This is a genomic window from Larkinella humicola (assembly GCF_008727875.1).
Classification (GTDB): Bacteria; Bacteroidota; Bacteroidia; order Cytophagales; family Spirosomataceae; genus Larkinella; species Larkinella humicola.
Genome location: NZ_VTWS01000007.1, coordinates 349,975 through 373,336, shown reverse-complemented (window position 1 = coordinate 373,336; position 23,362 = coordinate 349,975). Strand labels below are relative to the sequence as shown.

Here is a 23,362-nt window from a genome sequence, read left to right as displayed (position 1 = left end):
TATATTGCGTACCTCCGGCACGCCTGGAGTGCTCAGAATACCCATTTGCTATTAACATTACGTGCCGCTGGCACTTAAACAACTGAAGGCAAGGGCATAAACTCATAGTTCATGTTAAATTTTAATCAATAAGGGGCTGGAGGCATTTTTTATCTTCCAACCACCACATCGCCGTAGGCGTGGATCTTTTCGCAAATCAGCCGCAGCGAGCTTTCCAGATCGCCATCGGCGGTTTTGAACGAATCAGCATCGATGGTCAGGGGCGCACCCAACACCACCAGCGGAGCGCCAAATTCCGGACAGCGAATGGCCTGTTCGAGCGAGAGTCCCCCGACGGCCTGCACCGGAATCTTCACCGCCTGAACCACCTCGCGCAACTGGTCGAGCGGGCTGGGCATCCGGTGTCCCTGGGCGGCAATGCCCCGGCGTTCGTCGTAGCCGATGTGGTGAATGATGAAGTCACACCCCAGGTCTTCGAGCCAGCGCGCCCCTTCGATCATGTCCGGACAAACCATGTTGTCACCCATTACCTGTGCGCCAAAATCACGGCCAGCTTTCACAACGCATTTGATGGTTTCGGCATGCGCACGGGCCATCACCACCACGTGCGTGGCCCCGGCTTTCGCCATCATCTCGACCTCCAGGTAGCCGCCGTCCATCGTTTTCAGATCGGCAACAATCGGAACATTCGGGAAGGCTTCCCGTAATTTTCGGACACCGTGCAAGCCTTCCGCCAGAATGAGCGGGGTGCCGGCTTCGAGCCAATCGACCCCGGCACGCATGGCCAGCGCTGCGGTTTCGAGGGCTTCATCGATGTTGGTGAGGTCGAGGGAAATTTGAACAATGGGTTTCATTAACGGAATTGAATGAAGGTTGTGTAAAAGGGGAGCTACGTACTAATAGCATTTTTTTCTCCATGACTACTCATTTTTTTGCAAAAAAGGCCACTATTCTATAAATAATTCCCTGCAAAATAGTCGGAATTGCAGACTGTGTCGTAGTATACGTGTGCGGTCAGATGAGAAGGGCCGGTTCACACCACATTTGAAAAAAAGAAGATCATGGCGTCGCATTCAACGTTACTTCAGAAATTAAAAAACGGGCATAACGTCTACGGTACCTGCATCACCTCCACGGCACCCATGTGGCCGGTGACGCTGCAACGCGCCGGTCTCGACTTCGTTTTTCTGGATACCGAACACATTCCGCTGGACCGGGCCGAGCTGGCCCGTCTGTGCCAGATTTTCCGGGCCTACCACATTACGCCCATCGTCCGCATTCCGAAACCTGATCCGTATCTGGCCTGTCAGGTGATCGACGGCGGGGCGGTGGGGGTGATTGCGCCGTATCTCGAATCGGTCGATCAGATCATTGATCTGGTGGGTGCCACGAAATACCGGCCATTGAAAGGCGAACGACTGGCCCGGTTTCTGAGTGGAAAAGAGCAGATGCCCGACGACCTGAAGCAGTACATCGACGCCCACAACGCCGGAAACATCTGCATCGCCAACATCGAAAGTGTTCCGGCACTGGAACGACTGGACAGCCTGCTGTCGGTGCCGGGGCTGGATGCGGTTTTTATCGGTCCGCACGATTTGTCAGTGAGTTTAGGCATTCCCGAGCAGTATGATCACCCTGATTTTGAAGCGGCTGTCCTGAAAATTATCCAAACGACGCGGAACAAGGGCCTTTCCATTGGTATTCACTTTTCGCAGTCGCCGGAACGACAGGTGCATTGGGTGAAGCAGGGTGTCAACATCATCGTGCACAGTTTCGACGTCGCGCTGTTCGGGCAGCGGTTGCGCCACGACATCGGAAGCATCAAAAAAGCCGTCGGCGACGATGCAACAACGGAGGACGGTTCTTCGCTCGTTATTTAAGACAAATGGTATCGCTTTTTTGCCCCCAACCCCCTGAAGGGTAGAGTTGTTACGTTCTGCGCTAATTTGCCCCCCAGCCCCCTAAAGGGGAGTTTTCTCGCGCTCCAAGCCCCCCCCTTTAGGGGGCTGGGGGACTAAAGCGGCTCAAAATGGCCGGTTTAGTCGATCCAATTCAAGAACGTAACAGCCTTGCCCTGAAGGGGACTTTAGCATCCGGAGGATTCCACGTCCAAGTCCCCTTTAGGGGATTAGGGGCAAAAAGCGATAGACTAATCAGTAAATTCCGGTATTACCAACCTTAGTAGGTTATGATGGATCAGATCAAATGGGGAATCATCGGTTGCGGCAATGTGACCGAAGTCAAAAGCGGCCCGGCTTTTAATAAAGTGCCCAATTCGTCGCTGGTGGCGGTGATGCGGAGAGACGGCGAACTGGCCGCCGATTACGCCATGCGCCACGGCGTGCCACGCTGGTACGACGATGTCGATGATTTGATCAACGACCCGGAGGTCAACGCCATTTACATTGCCACGCCCCCGGATGTGCACACCGATTACGCCATTCGCGCCATGCGGACGGGGAAACCGGTTTACATCGAAAAACCGATGGCCCGGAACTGGGAAGAATGCGACGCCATCAACCAGATGGGGCAGGAGACCGGTTTGCCGGTGTTTGTCGCCTTTTACCGCCGGTCGTTGCCCTATTTTCTGAAGGTGAAAGAACTGATCGATCAGAAGGCGATTGGCGACATCCGGCTGGTTAACATCCAGTTGCACTGGCAGCCGTATGCGGAAGAAGTGGGGCCGGATCCGAAACCCCGCTGGCGGGTTTTTCCGGAAATCTCCGGTGGAGGTCATTTTCACGATCTGGCGTCGCACCAGTTCGATTTTCTGGAATTTGCCTTAGGACCGGTCAAAACCGCCCGTGGAATGGCCCGGAATCAGGCCGGACTCTACAACGCCGACGACATTGTAATTGCCAATTTCGAATTTGAATCCGGCGTTCTCGGCACCGGAAGCTGGTGTTATACCGTGAACAAAGAACAGCGCATCGACGAAGCGCAACTGATTGGCTCTGAGGGAAAAATTACGTTCCATTTCTTCGAGAAGTTTACCATCAAAGTTGAAACGGCAGCCGGGGTGGAGGAATATAATCTACCCTATCCGCCTCACGTTCAACAGCCCCTGATCGAGACCATTGTTCAGCAATTGCGGGGTGAAGGCCAGTCGCCGAGCTCGGGCGAAACCGGAGCGCGGGCCAATTTGATTATGGATTGGATTACGGCGAAGTGATCAGCCCAAACATTCCGCATCGGCGATTTTCAGGGCTTCGGAAATGATCGCCAATCCGTCGTCAATCTGCTCGCGGGTTACGCAAAGGGGAGGAGCCAGGAAGACGAGATTCCACCGCACGAAGGTGTAGAGGCCCAGTTCGCGCAATTTGGCGGCTACGTTGTTCATAACGACCATGTCAGACGGCCTGGCGTTAAACGGAGCCATCGGTTCTTTGGTCGTGCGGTTTTTGACGAGTTCCAGGCAACCCAGCAAACCGGTATTCCGGAAGTCGCCAATGGAAACGTGTTTCGTCTTGAGTTCTTCTACGCGCTCTTCTATGTATTTCCCCATCGCCACGGTATTCTCGATGAGGTGATCGTCTTCATAAATTTTGATCACCTCCAGGGCAGCCGCGCACGGAACCGGATGGGCAGAGTAGGTGAGTCCCAACGGCAACATCGCATCGTCGTAGCGGGCGGCAATTTTGTCGGAAACCATCAGCACACCCAGCGGCAAATAACCGGCAGTCACACCTTTGGCCAGCGCCATCAGATCCGGAACGACACCGGCATGGTCGACGCCAAACCATTTTCCGGTTCGGCCAAAACCGCTCATGACTTCGTCGATAATCAGCAGAATCCCGTATTGATCGCAGATTTTCCGCACTTCAGCCAGGTAACCGTCCGGGTATTTCAGACAGCCGGAGGTGCCTGATTCGCCTTCCAGCATGATCGCGGCCATGTTGTCGGGGCCTTCGTAGGCAATGATGCGTTCCAGTTGCGCCACCGATTCGGGCAGCAGCGTTTCCGGCGCGTGGGGCCAGCGGTAGGCATTCGGAATGTCGATGTGAACAAAATTCGGTGCCTGCTGCGAATCGACCGGTAGTTTCCGGGGATCACCGCCCGCCGAAAAGACGCCGTAGGAAGCGCCGTGAAACGATTGATAGCGGGTCAGAATCTTGTGCCGACCGGTATACAAACGGGCCAGTTTGATGGCATTCTCGTTGGCTGTGGCTCCGCAAACCGTGAAAAAAGCCTTATTCAAATTGCCGGGGCAGATCTCGGCCAGTTTCTTTCCCAACTCGCCCCGCACCCTGGTCACACAACTGGGTGTAACGTAACTCACCTGTTGCATTTGGCGAACCACCGCTTCCGTAACCCGCTGATTCCCATGGCCAATGTTGACATTCATCAAGCCCGATGAAAAATCAAGAAACCGGGTTCCGTCGTAGTCATAAAGATAAACCCCCTCGCCCCGCTCAATACTCAGGGGGCTGAGTCCTTTCTGTTTTGACCACGAAAAGAGGGTGTAATCAAAGTTATTCCGGAGAATTTCGTCTCTTTCTTCCTGCGAAACGGTGGCGAAATCTGCGATCATGAGGGGTATGGATTTACAGGGGAAATGATCAGTTAACTCATCCAGTTGACGCCCGCTTCGGCGTTCCACTTGGTGGTGATTTTTTTGAGTTTGGTCCAGAATTCAATCGAGCTTTTGCCGGTAATGTCCAGCGCACCAAACTTCGACTCATTCCAGCCGCCGAACGAAAACGGTTCGCGCGGAACCGGCACCCCGATGTTGATGCCCACCATACCGGTGCTGGCTCTTTCGGCTACGTACCGGGCTGCACTGCCGTTTTGGGTAAAGACACCGGTGGCATTTCCGTACGGATTGCTGTTTTCAATGGCCAGGGCTTCCGATACGGTTTGGGTGCGGACAATCGCCAGAACCGGCCCGAACACCTCTTCCCGGGCAATGGCCATATCCGACGTTACGTTGTCGATGATCGTGGGGCCGACGTAAGATCCGTCTTCTTTCCCGGAAACAACGGTGTTTCTACCGTCGACCCGTATACGAGCGCCTAGTTTTTCGGCTTCCGTGATGTAGTTTTCGATGCGCTCTTTGGCCTGCTGGCTGATAACCGCGCCCAGGTTCTGGCCCGGAATCACTTTCTGCGCTTCTTCGCAAATCTGGTCGACAATGTGGTCGACTTCGCCAACGCCGAGCATGATGGAAGCCGCCATGCACCGCTGGCCGCAGCAACCCGTTACGGAAGCCACGATGTTGGATGCCGTCATGTCCGGAACGGCATCGGGCAACACGATCAGGTGGTTTTTGGCTCCCCCCAGCGCCAGCACGCGTTTCAGACTGGCCGTTCCACGGGTGTAAACCAGTTTGGCTACCTGGGTAGATCCGACAAACGAAATGGCCGCAATGTCCGGGTGATCGCAAATCGCTTCCACGATGGTTCTGTCGCCGTTGACAACGTTGAAAACGCCATCGGGCAAACCGGCTTCTTTCAGCAGGGCGGCAATCCGCATGACACTCAGCGGTACCTGCTCCGACGGTTTGATCACCATCGTATTCCCCAATACCAGCGCGTTCGGAATCGTCCAATGAGGCACCATGCTCGGGAAGTTGAACGGAACGATGCTGGCGACGACACCCAGCGGATACCGTTCGCTGTGGCACTCGACGCCCCGGCTGACTTCCAGCACTTCACCGCCGATCATCTGGGGCAATGAACAGGCAAACTCGGTCAGCTCGATGCTCTTGTCAATTTCGGCCCGGGCTTCGATCAACGTTTTTCCCCCTTCTTCACAGATCAGTTCGGAAAGCGCACGGCTGTTTTTCTTCAGCAAATTCATGTACTCGTAAAACACCTGAACGCGCTCCTTGATCGGGATGGCCGACCAGAGTGGAAAGGCGGTTTTGGCCGCCTGCACGGCTTTATCAAGGGTTTCGGCATTACTCAGCGGAACCGTGGAGAGCAGCGAGCCGTCCAGCGGTGAAATCACATCCAGATACGGGTCATCAGGGAAATCGACAAAGTGTCCATTGATGAATTGCTGCACTTTCGGATGTTTTAACGTGAGCGTATCCATGCTTTCCAGAACGGTTAAGGGGTGAAACGACCTACCACATCCATAGACCATTTTGCCCCTAATCCCCTGAAGGGGACTTGGACGCGAAGCCCTCCAGATGCTAAAAGTCCCCTTCAGGGGATTAGGGGCAAAATGACCTACGACAGTAAATATTACAACTAATTGAAGAATAAAGCAAAATTCCGGCCAGATATGACAAGAGAGGTGAGAATAGAGACTGTCAACGCATCGACTCCTTATTCTCAACGGTCCGCCGTCGCGGTTCTCTAGTCTCACCTCTCTCGTCTATTCCCTTTATTTTACCCGGAAAATTCGATGGGCCGAGGACGTTTGCCCAAACTGATCCGTGGTCCGGACCGTCATCCGGTGGGTTCCTTTTGGCAGGTTTTTTGGCATGGTGCCCCGCCAGATGTGATTGGATAGCTCCGGTTCGTCCATTTTCCAGCCCAGAAACTTTTCAACTTTGGTGCCGTCAACAGTGGCGTCGAGGTAAGGGTCTAAGTGGTGCATGGCCGCAACGGCGGGGTCGCGCGCGGGGGTAAATGCCAGCGGAATCCAGTTGGTTTGTCCGGCAAGTTGCATCTCCACCTTCGAGCGGGACGATCCGGCAAACACATTGACAACGACGTGGGTCGTATCCCAGGCGGATTGGGCTTGCTCTTCCGGTAGGTAGATATTTATCTGATAATCAGCCGGTCGGCGGGCGGCTTTAAACCGGATGGAATACTGATTGCCGTCAAAGGTCAGCAGGGAATAGCCGTTGGGTGCGCCGTCGTTCATGGTCGCGTGCGGGATTCCCGTTTCGTCTTTGATTCCCGCCCACCAGCTTCCGCAAACCGTCGCGTTGATGAAATGGTGGTGCGGTTTGGCACCCGTCCAGCCCCATTTTTCATCCATGAAAAGGTGCGCCATCGTGTGCGTATGACCGGAAATGGAAAAGAGATTAGGGCGGTCTTCGATGATCTTAAATAACTCCTTGCGGTTGTCGCAAATCACAATCGGCGCGTGCATCACCAGCACCACCAGCTTGTTTTCCGGTACATGGGAAAGATAATTGCGGACAAAATCGAACTGCGATTCGACAAAGTGCGCCTTGTACTTCCCCTCCGCGTTGAAATAGATGTTTTTCAGCACGATAAACGCCACCTGAGCGTACTCGAAGGCGTAGGAACTTGGGCCATAAAACCGCTCGAATGTTTCGTCACTAAACCGGTCGTCGGTGGCACCCCGGTTGAAATCGTGGTTGCCGAAGGTTGTATACCACGGGATTCCAATGTGAGCAATACCGGCGTTAATCGGGGCAAACAGATTCGGATCGTCGGCGACGATATCACCGAGGGTAAGGCCAAATTTTGCCGATGTGCCAATGCATTCTTCCACCACATCGTGCAGGACGTAGTTTACCTCGGTCATGCCCCGGGCCTGCGGATCACCGAACAACAGAGCCGAAAACTGCTTTTCCTCTTTCTGGGGCCAGAGCGGAAAATCGATGGATTTCGGCAATGGTCCGGTGGGGGCGACGCCTTCCGTCTGGGTGGTCGGCGAACCCTTGGGTTTGTGCAGGTAGGCATGCTGCGGAATCAGATCGCCATTGACCGGAACACCAAAACCGGCGGGTTTGATGACGAAAAAACCAGTGTCGTCACCCGCCGGAAGGCGCCACTTGCCAGACTTATCGGTTGTCGTTACGTCCCGACCATTCGATACACAGACGTTGGCTAGTCCCGGTTCGTTTTTGTCGCGGATGCGGTTTTTGTTGAGGTCTTTGTACACCGTTCCGGTGGCGGTGGTTTGGGCGTTGACAAATTGCGTCAGCAGTAGCAAAAGGGCGGAAACCGTCAGGATAGAGTTCATGCATTAAGATAATTAATGGGCTACCAAAAAACGCTAACAGACACCTGTAAGGTCTTGAAGACCTTGCAGGTGTGATTCTATCGGGATCACCAGACACCACCAAAAACCTGTAGGTCTTCAAGACCTTACAGGTTTTGTATCATTACTTCCGAATGAGCCAGATTTCCGTCACCTGCGAACCGCGCTCACCTTCTCCACAGGTCCAGATAAACGTTACTTTTCCGTCTGACAAAGCCGCTTGCGGCAAATCAAATTCGTAGATCGGTTGCTCGCCGGTTTGAATAAAATCGTGGATCACCGAGCCGTCGTCCGTTGTCAGTTTCATGCGGGAACGAAACCGGCCGGTGTAGGCAATCCGCATTCGGTAAGAAGCTTTCGGGTCGAGCTCGTCATAAGCGATTTTCAACGGCTGGTCATACAATGTCTTGGCCTGTTTCATCCAGACCCGGGGTGTAATCTGTCCTTTAAAACCCGTTGCCTTGATTTCGTCCACCCATTCGACCCCGACCAATCCCACGCCGAACCCAATCCGGGGCGATTTCAAACTGCCCGGGTCGGCTTCCCAGCTTAGGCCCGAAACCACCCGGTGCCAACTTTCCGGAGCGCCCAGATGGTCGTAAAAACCGCCGGGGCCGGGGTCGGTGCGGTGAAGCATCTCGTTGATTTTCAATACCCTTTCTTTCTCATTGGTCAGCTTCCCAATCTTCGCCATCTGATCCAGTAGCCAGGGTGAGTCGTTGAGCGGAATGTCGATGTTGTCGATGAAATTCCCGCGTCCCGACATCGCGCCGTGCTTTTCCGTCGTCAACTGCGCACCGATGGATTTGAAAAGGGAGTCGGCCAGGGCAAAGCATTTTGTCCGGTATTCCGGCAGAAGGCGGTTTTTCCAGGCTTTTTCCAGAATCTCGTTCGCCCGCTTGATGGCTGGTAGAGAACCGCTCGTTTCGGCATCCGTCAGAATATCCCGCGCCTGTTGTTCCAGTTCCGTTTCGTACAAAAGTCGTCGTTTCGTGTAGGCATCGTAATAGGCCCGAATCTGGCCCATCTGAAATCGGGGGTTCTGCAAGACCTTGAGCGGAGCCTGTTTTTCCAACGCCTGCCACTGCATCAGTGTCTGGTAAACGGCCTGATTGGTGAGGAGGTTGCCGCGCCAGTTTTGTTCCAGCGAAAGCAGCCCCTGCGCAACGGTTTCGGTAACGTCCGGGCTCATAAACAGACGGGCGTAATCGCGCAGGGTTTCGATGACCGGCGTTTCGGGATTCCAGTCCTGATCGCTCCAGACAAACTTGTTGACGTCGTCGTTGGTACCTTCCGAGTAGCTGATGCTGCCCGCGCCAAATTCGTCGAGCGCATTGTGAATGGCTTTTTCGTCGTGGGGTCGCGGGTTGATGCTCTCGCGGCCACTGGTCATCGACCACGCCAGATCCCAGTGCGGCACCGGGTACTGCGAACTGTAGTTGTGGGTGATGTCGGGGTAATGCCGGATCGGGATCGACGGTTTTACCACCTTTCGGATTTCCTGCACGGTCATCTTCACCCAAGGCCCAAAAACCACCCCGCCGAACCAGGGATAGTCTTTGTTGACGTGCTTGAAAAAGGCGTCGAACCAGGCTTGTGTAGGCCGAAACACCTGCGGAGAGACCCAGATTTTGGCTTTGGGATGGTATTTAGTCAACACAGCCGCTTCTTTTTCGAGCCAGGCAAACAGCACGTCCGGCTCGAGATCGCCGGGATCACCGCCCGGTACAAACACCGCATCGAGCTTCGGAACGGTGGCGAAAATTTGATGCCGTTCGTTCAGTTCCTTCTGAATGGAATCAGGATGGACGTAATCTTTGCCCAGGTTTGGGTACCACATCCAGACATCCAGGCCGTATTCCCGGCAAATCCGGGACTGTTCGGCAATCATTTTAATGGCTGGCAATTTCATGTGCCGACTCGTAAAATCGTCGTCCGTTCGCGGTGGCAGAATTTCGATGCTGTTGGCTCCAAACAATGCCAGGTCCCGGATGTACTGATCAAATTGGTCCACCGAAAAGGCATCGTAGGCATTTGTTTTCGGACGATACCCGAGTTGATGCCCCCGAATCGGATATTTCGGGCTGGTCGCAATCGACGCTTCACCGGAAATCGTGATTTTGCCGGGCCGCATGTCCAGTTTGCGCAACAACCGCCCCACGCCATACAGCAAGCCCCGTGCATCATGCCCCACAATCAGGACAGTATTGTTGCTTTCCTCAATCACCAATTTAAAACCTTCGCTTCGGGTAGCGGGCATCCTGCTCGCGGCCGAACGAAGCGGCTCCGGAAGTGCGGCCAGCTCTTTTTCGGTGGTTAAAAAGATGGTAGCTTGTCCAGCTTTGGGAATTTTCTTTACGATGGACCACTGAATTTGACTCCGTTTTCCCACTTCCTGTTGCAGGACTTCCAGGCTTCGGAGCAACACTCTGGGGTCTTTTACCGGACAATAGATCTGCGCTTTGGAAAGGTCGATGGGGTTTGCTTTCGCCGGAATGGATAGTAGGCCGGAAAGCGTGATGAGCAGAGAAAAAAATAAATTCCACGTACGCATGTGATTCATTCAAAGGGTTAGGAAATAAGCATTGTAAGGGTAAATTCTCCGTTATCTTCCACCACCAAAACCGTTTAAACGGTTGCCCCTGTGGGCTTAGTTCGGGTTTAATACCCCACGGTTAAAACCGCGGGCTACTTGAGGGGTTTAACCGTTACATCGTCCAGGTAATAGACGGCGGGTGTCACGGCTTCATCGGCACCCGGCAGGGGAGGCCCCGGCTCCTCGTTGGGCGTTTTCCGGTTGGGTAAATCACGGTAGGGTCCTGTCCGGATCGATAGCCGTTCGATTGATTTTACCGCTTCAGCCAGTGCGGCTTTTTCCAGTACCTTTTTGCCGTCGATGCTCAGATCGAAGCTTCCCTTAAGGCTGGCGTTGACTGTGAACGTGAGGTCATACCATTGTCCCGGTTTGTACGCTTGCAGGCGTTTTTCGGTACTGCCGTCCGTGGCTACGATACTCCCTTTTTCATCGAACCGCAGCCGGACGGGGCGGTTCCCGTAGCGGTCGGTAAGATCGATTTCCAGCGTGCCGGTTGTGTTTTGAGAAGCCCGGGTTCTCAGCTTCATTTCAATGCGGGTGCCTTCTTCAAACACCCGGATCGCCCGGGCGTAATCGTACGGATCTTTGTCGGCTAATTCCAGGCATTTACCGGTCGCGCCCGGCGTGTTGACCACCGAAACCGGGGCCCATTTCGGCGCGTAGATATTCCAGTCGGGAACCCCGTCGTTCAGGGTCAAACCGTCGAAAGAATCGGTAACCGGACCGCTCACCGCATACCGCACGGGTGTCGGAACCCGGCTGATCCAGATGTCCTCCTTGTTCATGCTGTAGGTCAGCCACAGGTCGTTGCCCGGCGGGTTGCCGTTGCCTTCTTCAATGCCGCGCACGTAGCAGGGGCCAAAGTCTTTCCAGCGACCGAAAAATCGACGGGGCGGCACTTCCCCCTGAACAATCAGCAGGTTATCAAACAGGATGCCGTCATCGCCGGTGATCAGGGCCAGCGGAAACCGGTGTTCATCCATCTCGATGGGGTTGTAGCAAATGGCATACCGGCCATCGTCCGTGCGTTGTCCCCACTGCTTGCCGCCCGCCATGATGAGCGTCGGCACCTTGACCGGATCGGAAAAGGTAAGGCCATTGTCAGACGACAGGGCACTGTGCGACCGTTTCCACAAGGCTACCACCTTGCCGTCTTTCCGGTGGTAATACGACAGGGCTTCCCGGGCTTTTTTGCCGCCATAAAAACCGTCGAGTCCCCGGTCTTCATCCCACCATTGAAACGTCATGAGTTTGTCGGCTAATAGCGCGTTGCAGGCGTCCAGAAAACCGGTATCCGTGGCTTTTTTGTAGAAGGGATAACTGGTGTTGGTTTCGTTCCATCGGATGCCGTTGAGGGTCGGGTGACTGCTGTAGCGGATGAAGTAGATCGGCCCGTAAGTACCGTCTTTGTAAGCTTCCCGAACCACCCGGCCAATACCGCCCTGCCCAAACGGATCTTCCGTATGCCCGTAGAACGCCAGCACGAGCAGCCGACCGTTGGGAGCGACGTAAAACCCCATGCGCTGGTGCATCATGTACCCGTTGGAACTGTCAGGAATGGTAACGCCGGTTGGCGGAACGTATGGCGGAAAAACGACCTCGGGTTTGCCCCATTGCCGACCGTCTTTGGAGGTGATCACCAGCGTTTGACCGGGCGCAATGTGCTCATCGACCGGGTTGCTCAGGTATTGCTGGTAAAAGGTGTTGTTCCAGTAGCACAGATTGGAAGCGTGGTTGTAGGTCCAGCCGTGATCATCGGCCAGTTCGGGATGGGCGCGATTGACGCGCAACGTCTGGCGGCTTTCCACGCCAATGGCATACCGGAGACGCCCCTCGTGTACACTCGGATCAACGGTTTCGCCACCGATGTACCGCACCGGTTCGGCAGGGCTACCGGTTTGTGAATGAGAGGTAAAGCTAAAAAACAAAAAGAATGCAATGTAAGGTAAAGGGTTTCTGAAAGTCATACTTTTAGGATTGCAGCCCTAAATCCGTAACGACGGCCCGGCCCTAAAGGGGACTTTTAAATTTGGATAATTCTGTGTCCAAGTCCCCTTTAGGGCCGGGCCGTCGTTACGGATTTAGGGGTTTCGTTAAAGTTTTACAGGCGAAAAGCGCAGCTTTCTGGCCCGGATTTCGGGTCGGTCATACGCCTTGTTTTTGTCAGGAAAGCCCACATCCCAGGGCGACGGACCAACCCATTCGGATTTTTTACCGGCGATGTTGATTAAGCCATCGGTCGAAATTTCGACGACGGTATAGAGCGGATCTTTATAAGGCGCGGTGTATTTAATCCATTTAAAGTTCTTGTCAATTTCATCACTGTACCGAACGTGACCGTATTCTTCGCCCAGCCATTTATAAGACATGGAATTGATGCAGATGTACCAGATGTCGTTCACTTCTTCGGCCCGGTCATAATGGATGTGGCCGTAGAAATTGGCGATGATTTTCGCCTTCTTCGTTTGGGCATTGTGTGCTTCCAGCATCGCCCGGATTTCGGCGGCATTATCGACGCCGTCGAGCCCCAGGCCCTGGTGGGAGAAGATGACGATGGGGGAGGTGGCCTTCTCCAGTTCTTCTTTCAGCCAGGCCAGTTGAACGATTCCAATGTGTTCCTGATAACCTTTCAGTTCCGGTGATATTTTGTCGTTGCCATCCAGCACAATGAAGCGAAAGCCCTGTTGATCAAAGGAATAATACGAAGAAGGCATTTTTCGGTAGGCCAGTGCCTGTGCGAGTGAGGTGCCGCCGTCCATTTCGTGGTTGCCGATGAGGTGGTATTTGGGACCGGGATAGGCATCCCAGATGGCAAAAGCCGGGGCGTATTTTTCGGCGGGAATACCAAAATCGCCGAGTTCAATGATGAAGTCGGGTTTGGCGGTTTTCATGCTGTCCATAAAAGCCGTCAGCCGGGCTTCGCCGTCGTGCATCGTGGGAATGTGCACATCGGAAAACATCCCGATTTTTACCTTTTTAACGCCTTTCGTTTGCGCAAACGAAAGGGTAGTAATCAGACAAAGAATTGAAAAGTTGACCAGAAAACGTTTCATGTCGAATGCTTTCAAAGCTTGATAAAGATCTTTTTCCGGTAGAGCAGATACGCCGGTATGAAATTGACACAAACAAAGAACAGGGCATAGAGCATACTAGCCAGTCGGGGATCAAATCCCAGACCGGTTAAAGCCGTCACACCATGTTCGTTTAAGGACTGACCGCCAAACTTCAGGTAGTAGAAAAGGATGGAAAGAACATCCGCCAGCACAAAAACCGTGATGGCGTTGGCTCCGAAAATAATGCCGGGTTTTGTGCCCTTCGTATTTCCCAGAATATCTACCAGAAAATACACTGCACCGAGCAACAAGGCGGCAAACCCGGAGGTGATCAACACGAACGAACTCGTCCAGAGGTTTTCGTTGGAAGGGAACGTCAGGTTCCAGAGAAAACCGAGCGCGGCTGTGAACAAACCAGCCGTCATCAGGTAATTTACTTTTTCATTTGGGGTTAATGAGCTGATCATCAAGCGGCCCGCCAGCATACCGGTGATGCCGGAAATCGCAGAAGGGATGGTGCTCAGAATGCTTTCGGGGTCCCAGGTGCCTTGCCACATGCGGCCCGGCAGAAACTGCGTATCGAACCAGGCCACGAGGTTTTTCCCCGGTTCCAGCATGACTTTTCCGATGCCGGGTGTCGGAATTTGCGTCAGAGCCAGCCAGTATAGCAGGAGTGTTATACCGCCAATCCAGGCTTGCTGTTTCCAGTTGGTATTCAGAAAAAGAAAGGCACAGAGGAGAAATACGAGCGCAATTCGCTGCAGTGTTCCGGTCCAGCGGATGTCTGAGAAATTGAATGTGGGCAGCAGGTTTAGGAACATCCCAACGGCGAAAATCTTCAGCGAACGAACCACAATTTTCTGATACATTTCTCCTTTGGGGTCGCCCCGTTCCAGCCGTTTGGCATACGCCAGCGTGATGGAAACGCCGATGATGAACAGAAAAACCGGCGCAATCAGGTCGGTGAACGACAAACCGTTCCATTTGGTGTGCTGCAACTGGAAGTAAACGTGCGCTTCATCGCCCGGAAAATTGACCAGAATCATGGCGGCAATCGTAAATCCACGCAGGGCATCAAGCGAGATCAACCGGTTTGGTGATGACTCCAGAGAATGGGCAGGCTGGGGCAACTGGTTCGTTGGAGAGGTCATCGAAACGGAAGTTGAAAAAGTCTTTGAAAGCCAGTGGTATTTTTAATACGCTATTCCGTATTATTAAGGCTACTTAACGACCCCTTCCATGCGTAACTTTTTTTGCCTTACGGCTTTTTTTGCCGTTTTACTCCTGCTGAACGGATGCAAATCCTCCGAAAAAGAAGCGGGAAAAATTGCCGTTTCCTGGGAATTGGTGAGCAATTTTACCGATGTCGAAGGCGGTTTTGAAGCCCGGTTCATTCTGAAAAATCACGGCGAATCGGCCCTTACTGACAAAAACTGGGCCCTATTTTTTAACATGTCGCCCCGGCCCATCCTGGCATCGAAAACACCACAACCGGCTACAGTTCAACATATTAATGGTGATTGGTACAAGATGACACCGAATACCGGCTTTGCACTGGCAGCCGGCGATTCGACCGAAATCCGGTATGCCGGAACGGAAGCAATCATTAAAAATACGGATTCTCCGCTCGGACTGTATTTTGTTTTTTATGACCAGGATGGCAAGGAAGAAAACGTCGTTCAGGTGTCGGAATATACCGTCGTGCCTTTTGCCAGAAAAGAGCAGCAGTTGCGCGGAAAAAACGATTTAATGCCGCTGCAAACAGCGGCCAAACGGTATCAGGACAACCTGGCACTCAGCCTGATCGATGCGTCCCAATTGCAGAAAATCATTCCGTCGCCGGTTAAAATCACAGCGGGCGCGGGAACGTTCAGTCTCGATAATAAACTTTCCATTTACTACGGGGCCGGTCTGGAAAATGAAGCGAAGTTGCTGAGTCAGAAATTGAAAGGGCTGACCGGCACCGACTTTACGATCAAGAATACCGCCCCATCCGAAAAAGGCATTGTGCTCAAAACCGGGCCGGTTTCGGTGAACGGGATTGCCAAAGAAGCGTATAAACTAAGCATCGACGGCAACGGAATTGCCATTACCGGAAGCGATGCCGCCGGGGTGTTCTACGGCACACAGAGCCTGCTGGCGTTGATTCCAACCGCTACCTACCTGAAACCAGCGGCTGCGGTGGCCCTGAATTATGTCCAGGTGGAGGATGCGCCCCGGTTTCACTTCCGGAGTTTGCACGTGGATGTCAGCCGGAATTTCCAGACCAAGGAAACCATTCTGCGCATCCTCGACCTGCTCGCCACGTATAAAGTGAACCATTTTCTGTTCTACACGACCGAAGACGAAGGCTGGCGGCTCGAAATCGACGGTTTGCCGGAGTTGACGAAAGTGGGCGCCCAGCGCGAACACACGACCGGCAAAGAGACGTCTGTACTGCATCCGTCGTACGGATCGGGGCCGAAAGCGTATGAAGAGGGGAAATACGGCAGCGGTTTTTATACGAAAGCCGATTTTATCGAAATCCTGAAATACGCGAACGAACGGCACATCAAAGTGATCCCGGAACTGAATTTTCCCGGCCACGCGCGGGCGGCCATCAAGGCCATGGAAGCGCGGTATGAACGCTTGATGAAGGAAGGCAAGGAGGCCGAAGCGAACGAATACCGGCTGATCGATCCGGATGACAAATCCGTTTATTTATCGGCACAGGCGTATACCGATAACGTAGTGAGCGTGGCGAAAGAATCGACGTATCACTTCTACGAAAAAGTAGTGGACGAGATCACCAAAATGTACGCGGAAGCCGGTTTGAAACTGGATGTGTTCCATGCCGGGGGCGATGAAGTGGCCGAGGGTGCCTGGACCAAATCACCGCTGGCGGCTCAGTTGCTGAAGGAAAATCCGGCGATTAAAGACCCGAAAAATCTGCAAACGTACTTTTTTGGCCGACTGCTGAAACGGCTCGAAAAGCGGAACCTGGAAATTCACGGCTGGGAAGAAGTAGCCCTGAACAAGTCGGCAGATGGAAAATACATTCCGAATCCCGAGTTCGTGGGTCGCAAGGTGGTGCCATACATCTGGAACAACATTTATGATCTGGATCTGGGCAACCGGCTGGCAAACGCGGGCTATCCGGTGGTGTTGTGCAACGTGACCAACTTCTATTTCGACCTGGCCTACAACAACGATCCGCAGGAACCGGGCCTGTATTGGGGCGGTTTTGTCGACACGCGGGCCAACTGGGCCTTTGCGCCGTTCGACATGTTCAAAACCACCTACAAAACCTCCATGGGAAAACCGCTGGTATTCACTGGTTTGGAGAAGATGAAACCGGAAGCCCGTAAAAATGTCATCGGTCTGGAAGCGCAACTCTGGAGTGAAACCGTGAAAGGACGCGACATGCTCGAGTATTACACGCTACCCAAACTGCTTGGATTTGTGGAAAGTGCCTGGGCCACCGAGCGTCCGTGGGAAACCATCGAAAACCGCGATGCCCGTGAAAGAGCCATCCAGTCGGGCTGGAATGTATTTGCCAACACCCTGGGGCAAAAGGACTTGCCGCGTCTGGCGGTTCTGAATGGCGGGTACAATTACCGCATTCCGATGCCGGGAGCGATTCTGGAGAACGGAACGTTGAAAGCAAACAGTGAATATCCGGGTCTGGCGATTCGCTACACGACCGACGGCTCCGAGCCAACGGCGCAATCGCCTTTGTATACGGCACCGGTGGCGGTTTCGGGGTCCCTCAAACTGAAGAGTTTCGATGCGGCTGGCCGGTCGAGCCGGACGACGGTGATTGACAATAAATAGTTTCCCTGTTACCCCCTAAATCCCCTAAAGGGGACTTGTACGCGGCATCACCGGATGCACAAGTCCCCTTTAGGGGATTTAGGGGTTTTGCAGAGAATTTAATCATTCCATTATGAAGCACAACTCCCTGATTGTCATTCTGATACTATTAATCTTTTTCGTTATTTCGTTTCTGACCAATATCCTTGGTCCGCTGATCCCGGACATCATCAAAAGTTTTGAGTTGAGCATTGGTCTGGCCGGTTTTCTGCCGTTTGCGTTCTTCGTGGCCTACGGGGTGATGTCGATTCCATCGGGCCTGCTGGTCGAAAAATACCGGGAAAAACCGGTGTTGCTGGGGGCTTTTTTTCTGGCTTTTGCGGGTGCCCTGCTCTTCGCGCTGATGCCCGGTTTTTCCATTGCCCTGTTCTCCCTTTTTCTGATTGGTCTGGGCATGGCGATGCTGCAGGTGGTAATCAATCCATTGCTGCGGGTGGCGGGTGGCGAAGCGCAGTTTGCGTTCAACTCCGTGCTGGCACAGCTTTTCTTTGGCGCGGCATCGTTTCTGAGTCCGCTGTTATACAGTTATTTGGTAAGCCATGTGCATTCCGGTACAGAATCGTCATCGGTCATTTCCCTGCTGAATCAACTGGTTCCGGCCAATCTGCGGTGGGTGTCGCTGTACTGGGTTTTTGCCCTGACGGCCTTGCTGATGGTAGTCGTCATTTACTTCGTTCGGTTTCCCGAAGTAGAACTGAAGGAAGACGAAAAAATTGATACCGGCAAAGCGTTTAAAGACCTACTCGGCAACACAACCGTGTGGCTTTTTTTCGGCGGTATTTTCGCGTATGTCGGTACAGAACAGGGTATTGCCAACTGGACTTCCCAGTTTCTCCAAACCTACCACGGCGTCGATCCGGCCACCACGGGGGCTTCCGTGATCGCGTATTTCTGGGGTTTACTAACGATCGGATGCCTGCTTGGCTTGTTGTTGCTCAAGATCTTCGACAGCCGCCGGGTGTTGATGCTGTTTGCCGCCGGGGCCATTCTTTCCCTGCTGGCGGGCTTGTTCGGCACCAGGGAACTGGCAATTTACGCCTTTCCACTCACCGGGTTTTTCGCGTCCGTCATGTGGTCGATCACGGTATCACTGGCGCTCAATTCGGTACCGCACCACCACGGGACGTTCTCGGGGATTTTGTGTACGGGCATCGCGGGCGGAGCTGTCGTACCACTAATTGTCGGTGGATTGGGCGAGCTGGTCGGCCTGCGGCTGGCGATGTTGTTTCTGTTGCTAACGCTGGGCTATATTTTCAGCATCGGCATCTGGGCCAGGCCGTTGGTGAACAACGCGACGGTGAAGAGTTTTCGGGAATTATTTGAGTAAAATAGTTATATCGCAGAGTTTAGCGGAGTAAATCAGAGATACGCAGAGATTTTTTTATACTCTGCTTAACTCTTCTTTTTCTCCGCTTAACTCTGCGAAATAGTCATGTATAAAATCATCCTCCTGATCGACTTTGCCGAGGACTATAGCAAAAGTCTGTTGAAAGGCGTTACCCGGTATTCCCGTGAATACGGTCCCTGGGTATTTTGCCGGATGCCGCTTTTTTACCGTGAAACCATCGGCATTAAAGGCATTCTGCAATGGGCGAAAGAGTGGGGAGCCGACGGGATTATCGGACAGTTTTATAACGACAAAGAGATATCCGAAATCATCAAAGCCGGGATCGCGGTCATTGCCCAGGACTTCAAGGAGCGGTTTGACGACATCCCGAACATCACCGGAGCCTACCACGAAGCCGGGGCGATGGCGGCCGATTATTTCCTGAAAAAAGGCTTTACCCAGTTTGCGTTTTATGGGTTTAAAGACATCGTCTGGTCGCGGGAACGGGCGGAAGGGTTTGAAAACCGAATCAAAAGTGCCGGGTACGACGTCCATTCGTTCGAACATACGAAGGCACAATCCAGCGAATTGTGGTACTATAAACCCAGTGCGTTGAGCCATTGGCTGCAATCCTTGCCCAAGCCGATTGCGATTATGGCCTGCGATGACCGTCAGGGTCAGCACATTACGGAGACGTGTCGGCAAACCGGAATTCGAATTCCTGAGGAAGTGGCCGTGCTGGGCGTCGACAACGATGAAATGATCTGTGAACTGTCTGATCCCCCCCTGTCGAGCATTGCGCTGGATGCGGAGAAGGGCGGCTATGATTCGGCCAAACTGCTCGATCACATGATCCGGACGGGGGTGAGCGGTTTTTACGATATTGTGGTGAAACCGACGCAGGTGGTGACGCGCCACTCGACCGACATCTACGCTACCAACGACCATTACATTGCTTCCTCGCTGAAATACATTCACCAGAACATCGATAAGAACCTTCAGGTGGAAGAGGTTGTCAGACAGGTTCCGCTGTCTCGCCGGGCGCTGGAAAAGCGATTTCTGACCATTACGGGTTATCCAATTTACAAGTATATCTTTAATCTGCGGATCGAAAAATTCACCCAGAAACTGCTGGAAACCGACATGACGGTGTTTGAAATTGCGCTTGACATGGGGCTGACCGACAGCAAGAACATTGCCCGCCAGTTTCGGCAGGTGAAGGGCTGTTCGCCCAGCGAATTCCGGAATCAATACGTAGCGGGGAAATAGAAAAAATGAGGTTATTTCGCGGAGTTGAGCAGAGGGGAAAAGAGTGAAGCGGAGTTTTTTATATTTTCTCTCCGCTTCACTCTGATTTTCTCTGATTAACTCTGCGAAATAACACTTCTTCTAATCCTTAACCACAGAACCCATGCATCCTTTTTTAATCACGGTTTTTCTTTGCACCAACGCGTTATTTTATTCTGAAAGCCAACCGAAAACCGCCCAGTCGGATTGGGTCTGGCTTTTCGACGGTACCAACACCAATCAGTGGATCAGTGCGAAATCCGATCAATTTCCGACAGAAGGCTGGTCGATTGACAACAAAACGCTGGTAGCCAACCAGGGCGGAGACAAATCGAAGCGGGGGGGCGACCTCGTTTCGCGCCGGAAATTCAGAAATTTCGATTTGCGGTTTGAGTTCAAACTGACGCCGGGTGCCAACAGCGGGTTGAAATATTTCGTCAAAAAATACCCCGATGGCGGCTGGCTGGGCTGCGAATACCAGATCATCGACGATGCGGGCAACAAGGACATCGCCGGTGACAAAGACGACAAACGACGCACGGCGGGCTTATACGAGTTGTTTGCCCCGACGGAACGAAAACTAAAACCCATCGGCCAATGGAATGAAGGTCGTGTGGTGGTCAACGGCAAGCACGTCGAACACTGGATCAATGGCGTCAAAGTTGTTGACTATGAGCGCGGTGACGAGCGGTTTAAAGCGGCCAAAGCGCAAAGTAAGTTCAAAACCGTCGAGGATTTCGGCGTCATGGAAGAAGGCCACCTCCTGTTGCAGGACCACGGCGATGAGTCGGCTTTCCGGCAGATTCGGATTCGGGAAATGTAGTTTCGGTTTACGGTTTTCAGTTTACGGTGGCTGACGCATTCTTTTCTCAGCGTGCGTCAGCCACCGTAAACTGAAAACCGTAAACTGTAATCCGAAGATTTACTGCTTCAACAACCACACGTCCGAAATCTTCGACTGCTGGCGCCAGTTGAGGTGCGACTCTTCCGGGCCGTCGAAGGTCACGGAAATGCGACCGTCCTGCGTGAGCGAAAGGGGCACAATCCATTCTTTAAAGGTTTCGGTTGCCTTGTTGTAAAGCAGGGGCTTCAGACGTTGGCCGTCGACCCGCAGCAGGGCGTCGCCGGAACCGGTCACCCGGATGATGTAGCGCGCGCCGGGGTCGAGGTTGTCATAGTCCAGGGCCGGTTCGTTCTGGAAGGTTTGCGTCGATAGCCGGGCGCGGCTGGAGCCGTTGTCCCACCAGGCAATGTCCGTGGCGTCTTCGGAAATGGTTTTCACGCGGGGGCTATTGCCACCACTCGACACGTCGTCGTAATAACTCCCCACACCGGGCGTTTCCCAATTACCGATGACGTGCATCCGTTCCACTTGCTCTTTCGGCGTTTTCATGGCCCGGATTTTCTTAAATTCATCGGCCAGCCACCAGCGGTTGTTGAGCGGGTAATCGACAAAATCGAGCAAACAGCCCCGTTCGTAGTTTTTGGCTTTGTATTTCGGCACGCTGGTTTGCAGACCAATTGATGCGTACAAATCGGCACACAGTGATTCGATTTTTTTCCGCAGATCAACCGAAACTGGCTCTTTATCCGCTTTCTCTTCGGAAGTCAGGGCCAAGGCCAGTGTTTTTTCAATACTGGTTTCTGTGGCCTGGGCCAGCAAGGCATTAGCGGTTTTTTCCAGTCCCTGCTCGTAAAGCAACCGGCGACGCGTGTAGGCATCGTAGGTTGCCCGCAGAACCAGCATTTGCCAGCGCCAGTTGGTTTTCAGTTCAGGATGAGCGGTTTCCAGATTTTTCCAGAAGGAGAACGTCGCTTCGACCCCGCCATTTTGGGCCAACGGACCTTTCCAGTTGGCTTCGAGAGCGGCAATGCCATCGGCGGCATCGTTCGCCAGGGGCCAGCCGAAGAAAAACCGGCTGTAGTCGTTCAGAATCTCATTGACGTCTTTGGTCGGGTCCCACCCCCGCTGGCTCCACACCACTTTGTTGATATCATCGTGGCAACCATCGGAATACGACACAAAACCGTCGGTGAACGGCCCGTATTTCCCGTGAATACCGGCAAAGAAGAAGGGCCGTGGGTTAATGGCTTCGCGGCCCAGCGTCAGTGTATAGGCCTGATCCCAGCGTTCCACCGGAAACTCGCAGCGAACGTTGTGGGTAATGTCCGGGTATTCGCGGTGCTGGTAGGTTTTGGGCAAGCGGAAACGGGTTTCGGCCATCGGCGGGCTGCTTGGCCCCGACACCACACCCTGCAACCAGGTGGGCTTATGCTGTTCGAGGTACTGGTAAAAATAATCGATCTGCTCCGTGTTGAATCCCTGCAATGAAATCCAGATTTTGGCTTTTGGATGGTACTGAACCAATTTGGCGTGGAGGTCTTTCAGGAATGCCATCACCTCGTGCGGGTGGTTGTCGCCGGGGTCTCCGCCCGGAAAGAAAATGTGGTCGAGCCGGGGGCAGGACTTGTAAAAAGCCTCGTGGTTTTCCAGTTCGGCTTTTCGTTTGGTTTCGTCGGTCAGCTCAAATTCGGCGGGTGTCCAAACCCAGTAATCCATATCGTATTTCTGACACAACTCGCTCATCCGCACCCGCATCTGGGCGGCTGGTATGGGAAAATGGGGGCTGCCTTTTCCTTCTTCGTGAAACGGAATGCCCTCGATGGCGTTGGTTCCAAAAATGGCCAGTTCGCGGTAATACTGGTCAAACTGGGCTACCGTCCAGGCATCGTAGGAATTGGCAGTGTTGCGGTAGCCCAATTGGTGTCCGCGAATCGGATAAGCGGGCGCACTGGCGAATTCGACCGGTCCGGCGAGTTCGAGCCGTTTTGCATCCATTTTCAAATTCCGCAGCAACCAGCCGGAGCCGAACAGAATGCCCCGCGCATCGGCCCCGATGATCCAGAGCGTTGTGCCTGCGGTGACGATCCGAAACCCTTCCGGTTTTTGCTCCGGCCAATCCGTTCCCGTTCGGGCCGGAACCAGTTTGCCAGCGACTTCCTGATCGGATGCCAGAGCCAGAACGATCGTCGGTGTCGTACCACCGGGCCAGATTTGCGACTGTTTCAGCGTGCTCCTGGTTCGTTTGGCAATTTCCTCCACCAGCATCTGCGGAGCGGTGGTCCGCATGGGCGACGGAATGGAAGGGGAAACGAGAAGCGTTGCATTTTTCAGGCTAATCGTCTGAGCAGCAAGCTGGAATGTGAGGAGTAAGAAAAGGATCGTTAAGCGGGAGGTCATTGGGAGTATAGGAAGTAGGGGTTATTTCGCAGAGTTGAGCGGAGTTAAAAGAGTTAAGCGGAGATAATAATAAAAACTCCGCTTAACTCTTTTAACTC

Annotated in this window: 15 protein-coding genes; 6 read left to right on the top strand and 9 right to left on the bottom strand. The window is 53.4% G+C overall.

The annotated features are described in order from the left end of the window. Positions 1 to 149: 149 nt before the first annotated feature. Entirely contained in the window at positions 150 to 854 is a 705-nt protein-coding gene (locus tag F0P93_RS25520) for an orotidine 5'-phosphate decarboxylase / HUMPS family protein (protein ID WP_114407856.1), read from the bottom strand. Positions 855 to 1,061: 207 nt separating this feature from the next. Between F0P93_RS25520 and F0P93_RS25515 the strand changes: the two genes are divergently transcribed. Then, entirely contained in the window at positions 1,062 to 1,880 is an 819-nt protein-coding gene (locus tag F0P93_RS25515) for an HpcH/HpaI aldolase family protein (protein WP_150880549.1), read from the top strand. 311 nt (positions 1,881 to 2,191) lie between these two features. Further along, positions 2,192 to 3,172, top strand: coding sequence for a Gfo/Idh/MocA family protein (locus F0P93_RS25510; protein WP_150880568.1), 981 nt, complete (start codon positions 2,192 to 2,194; stop codon positions 3,170 to 3,172). On the opposite strand, the gene F0P93_RS25505 is transcribed toward F0P93_RS25510, so the two are convergent. The 7 genes from F0P93_RS25505 to F0P93_RS25475 form a co-directional block, all read right to left on the bottom strand. Next, positions 3,173 to 4,531, bottom strand: a complete 1,359-nt coding sequence (locus F0P93_RS25505) for an aminotransferase class III-fold pyridoxal phosphate-dependent enzyme (RefSeq protein WP_150880548.1) — start codon at positions 4,529 to 4,531, stop codon at positions 3,173 to 3,175. 32 nt (positions 4,532 to 4,563) lie between these two features. Further along, positions 4,564 to 6,036, bottom strand: coding sequence for a CoA-acylating methylmalonate-semialdehyde dehydrogenase (locus tag F0P93_RS25500; RefSeq protein ID WP_150880547.1), 1,473 nt, complete (start codon positions 6,034 to 6,036; stop codon positions 4,564 to 4,566). Between the two features lie 294 nt (positions 6,037 to 6,330). Then, positions 6,331 to 7,890, bottom strand: coding sequence for a calcineurin-like phosphoesterase C-terminal domain-containing protein (locus tag F0P93_RS25495; RefSeq protein ID WP_150880546.1), 1,560 nt, complete (start codon positions 7,888 to 7,890; stop codon positions 6,331 to 6,333). A gap of 142 nt (positions 7,891 to 8,032) precedes the next feature. Beyond that, positions 8,033 to 10,462, bottom strand: coding sequence for a hypothetical protein (locus F0P93_RS25490; RefSeq protein ID WP_225309639.1), 2,430 nt, complete (start codon positions 10,460 to 10,462; stop codon positions 8,033 to 8,035). 134 nt (positions 10,463 to 10,596) lie between these two features. Then, positions 10,597 to 12,471 carry a sialidase/neuraminidase family protein gene (locus F0P93_RS25485; protein WP_225309638.1) on the bottom strand — a complete coding sequence of 625 codons (1,875 nt, stop codon included), beginning with the start codon at positions 12,469 to 12,471 and terminating at the stop codon, positions 10,597 to 10,599. Between the two features lie 126 nt (positions 12,472 to 12,597). After that, complete coding sequence (locus F0P93_RS25480) at positions 12,598 to 13,557, bottom strand: metallophosphoesterase family protein (RefSeq protein WP_150880544.1); 960 nt, start codon at positions 13,555 to 13,557, stop codon at positions 12,598 to 12,600. Between the two features lie 11 nt (positions 13,558 to 13,568). After that, the gene (locus F0P93_RS25475; RefSeq protein WP_150880543.1) at positions 13,569 to 14,708 is read right to left on the bottom strand and encodes an acyltransferase family protein; all 1,140 of its coding nucleotides are present in this window, start codon (positions 14,706 to 14,708) and stop codon (positions 13,569 to 13,571) included. 88 nt (positions 14,709 to 14,796) lie between these two features. Here F0P93_RS25475 and F0P93_RS25470 point away from each other — a divergent pair, with 88 nt between their 5' ends. The 4 genes from F0P93_RS25470 (at position 14,797) to F0P93_RS25455 (ending at position 20,846) form a co-directional block, all read left to right on the top strand. Continuing rightward, positions 14,797 to 17,370, top strand: coding sequence for a family 20 glycosylhydrolase (locus F0P93_RS25470; RefSeq protein ID WP_150880542.1), 2,574 nt, complete (start codon positions 14,797 to 14,799; stop codon positions 17,368 to 17,370). Between the two features lie 112 nt (positions 17,371 to 17,482). Continuing rightward, positions 17,483 to 18,736, top strand: a complete 1,254-nt coding sequence (locus F0P93_RS25465; protein ID WP_150880541.1) for an MFS transporter — start codon at positions 17,483 to 17,485, stop codon at positions 18,734 to 18,736. Positions 18,737 to 18,841: 105 nt separating this feature from the next. Further along, a complete protein-coding gene (locus F0P93_RS25460) occupies positions 18,842 to 20,005 on the top strand; it encodes a DNA-binding transcriptional regulator (RefSeq protein ID WP_150880540.1) in 1,164 nt (387 codons plus the stop codon). A gap of 142 nt (positions 20,006 to 20,147) precedes the next feature. Then, on the top strand, positions 20,148 to 20,846 hold the full coding sequence (locus tag F0P93_RS25455; protein WP_150880539.1) for a 3-keto-disaccharide hydrolase: 699 nt from the start codon (positions 20,148 to 20,150) through the stop codon (positions 20,844 to 20,846). Positions 20,847 to 20,945: 99 nt separating this feature from the next. On the opposite strand, the gene F0P93_RS25450 is transcribed toward F0P93_RS25455, so the two are convergent. Then, positions 20,946 to 23,264, bottom strand: coding sequence for a hypothetical protein (locus F0P93_RS25450; protein ID WP_150880538.1), 2,319 nt, complete (start codon positions 23,262 to 23,264; stop codon positions 20,946 to 20,948). Positions 23,265 to 23,362: the final 98 nt, after the last annotated feature.

Bases quoted from the DNA above. Each gene is read 5' to 3' on its own strand.
- F0P93_RS25520 (WP_114407856.1), bottom strand. From the start codon at position 854: ATGAAACCCATTGTTCAAATTTCCCTCGACCTCACCAACATCGATGAA.
- F0P93_RS25515 (WP_150880549.1), top strand. From the start codon at position 1,062: ATGGCGTCGCATTCAACGTTACTTCAGAAATTAAAAAACGGGCATAAC.
- F0P93_RS25510 (WP_150880568.1), top strand. From the start codon at position 2,192: ATGGATCAGATCAAATGGGGAATCATCGGTTGCGGCAATGTGACCGAA.
- F0P93_RS25505 (WP_150880548.1), bottom strand. From the start codon at position 4,531: ATGATCGCAGATTTCGCCACCGTTTCGCAGGAAGAAAGAGACGAAATT.
- F0P93_RS25500 (WP_150880547.1), bottom strand. From the start codon at position 6,036: ATGGATACGCTCACGTTAAAACATCCGAAAGTGCAGCAATTCATCAAT.
- F0P93_RS25495 (WP_150880546.1), bottom strand. From the start codon at position 7,890: ATGAACTCTATCCTGACGGTTTCCGCCCTTTTGCTACTGCTGACGCAA.
- F0P93_RS25490 (WP_225309639.1), bottom strand. From the start codon at position 10,462: ATGCGTACGTGGAATTTATTTTTTTCTCTGCTCATCACGCTTTCCGGC.
- F0P93_RS25485 (WP_225309638.1), bottom strand. From the start codon at position 12,471: ATGACTTTCAGAAACCCTTTACCTTACATTGCATTCTTTTTGTTTTTT.
- F0P93_RS25480 (WP_150880544.1), bottom strand. From the start codon at position 13,557: ATGAAACGTTTTCTGGTCAACTTTTCAATTCTTTGTCTGATTACTACC.
- F0P93_RS25475 (WP_150880543.1), bottom strand. From the start codon at position 14,708: ATGACCTCTCCAACGAACCAGTTGCCCCAGCCTGCCCATTCTCTGGAG.
- F0P93_RS25470 (WP_150880542.1), top strand. From the start codon at position 14,797: ATGCGTAACTTTTTTTGCCTTACGGCTTTTTTTGCCGTTTTACTCCTG.
- F0P93_RS25465 (WP_150880541.1), top strand. From the start codon at position 17,483: ATGAAGCACAACTCCCTGATTGTCATTCTGATACTATTAATCTTTTTC.
- F0P93_RS25460 (WP_150880540.1), top strand. From the start codon at position 18,842: ATGTATAAAATCATCCTCCTGATCGACTTTGCCGAGGACTATAGCAAA.
- F0P93_RS25455 (WP_150880539.1), top strand. From the start codon at position 20,148: ATGCATCCTTTTTTAATCACGGTTTTTCTTTGCACCAACGCGTTATTT.
- F0P93_RS25450 (WP_150880538.1), bottom strand. From the start codon at position 23,264: ATGACCTCCCGCTTAACGATCCTTTTCTTACTCCTCACATTCCAGCTT.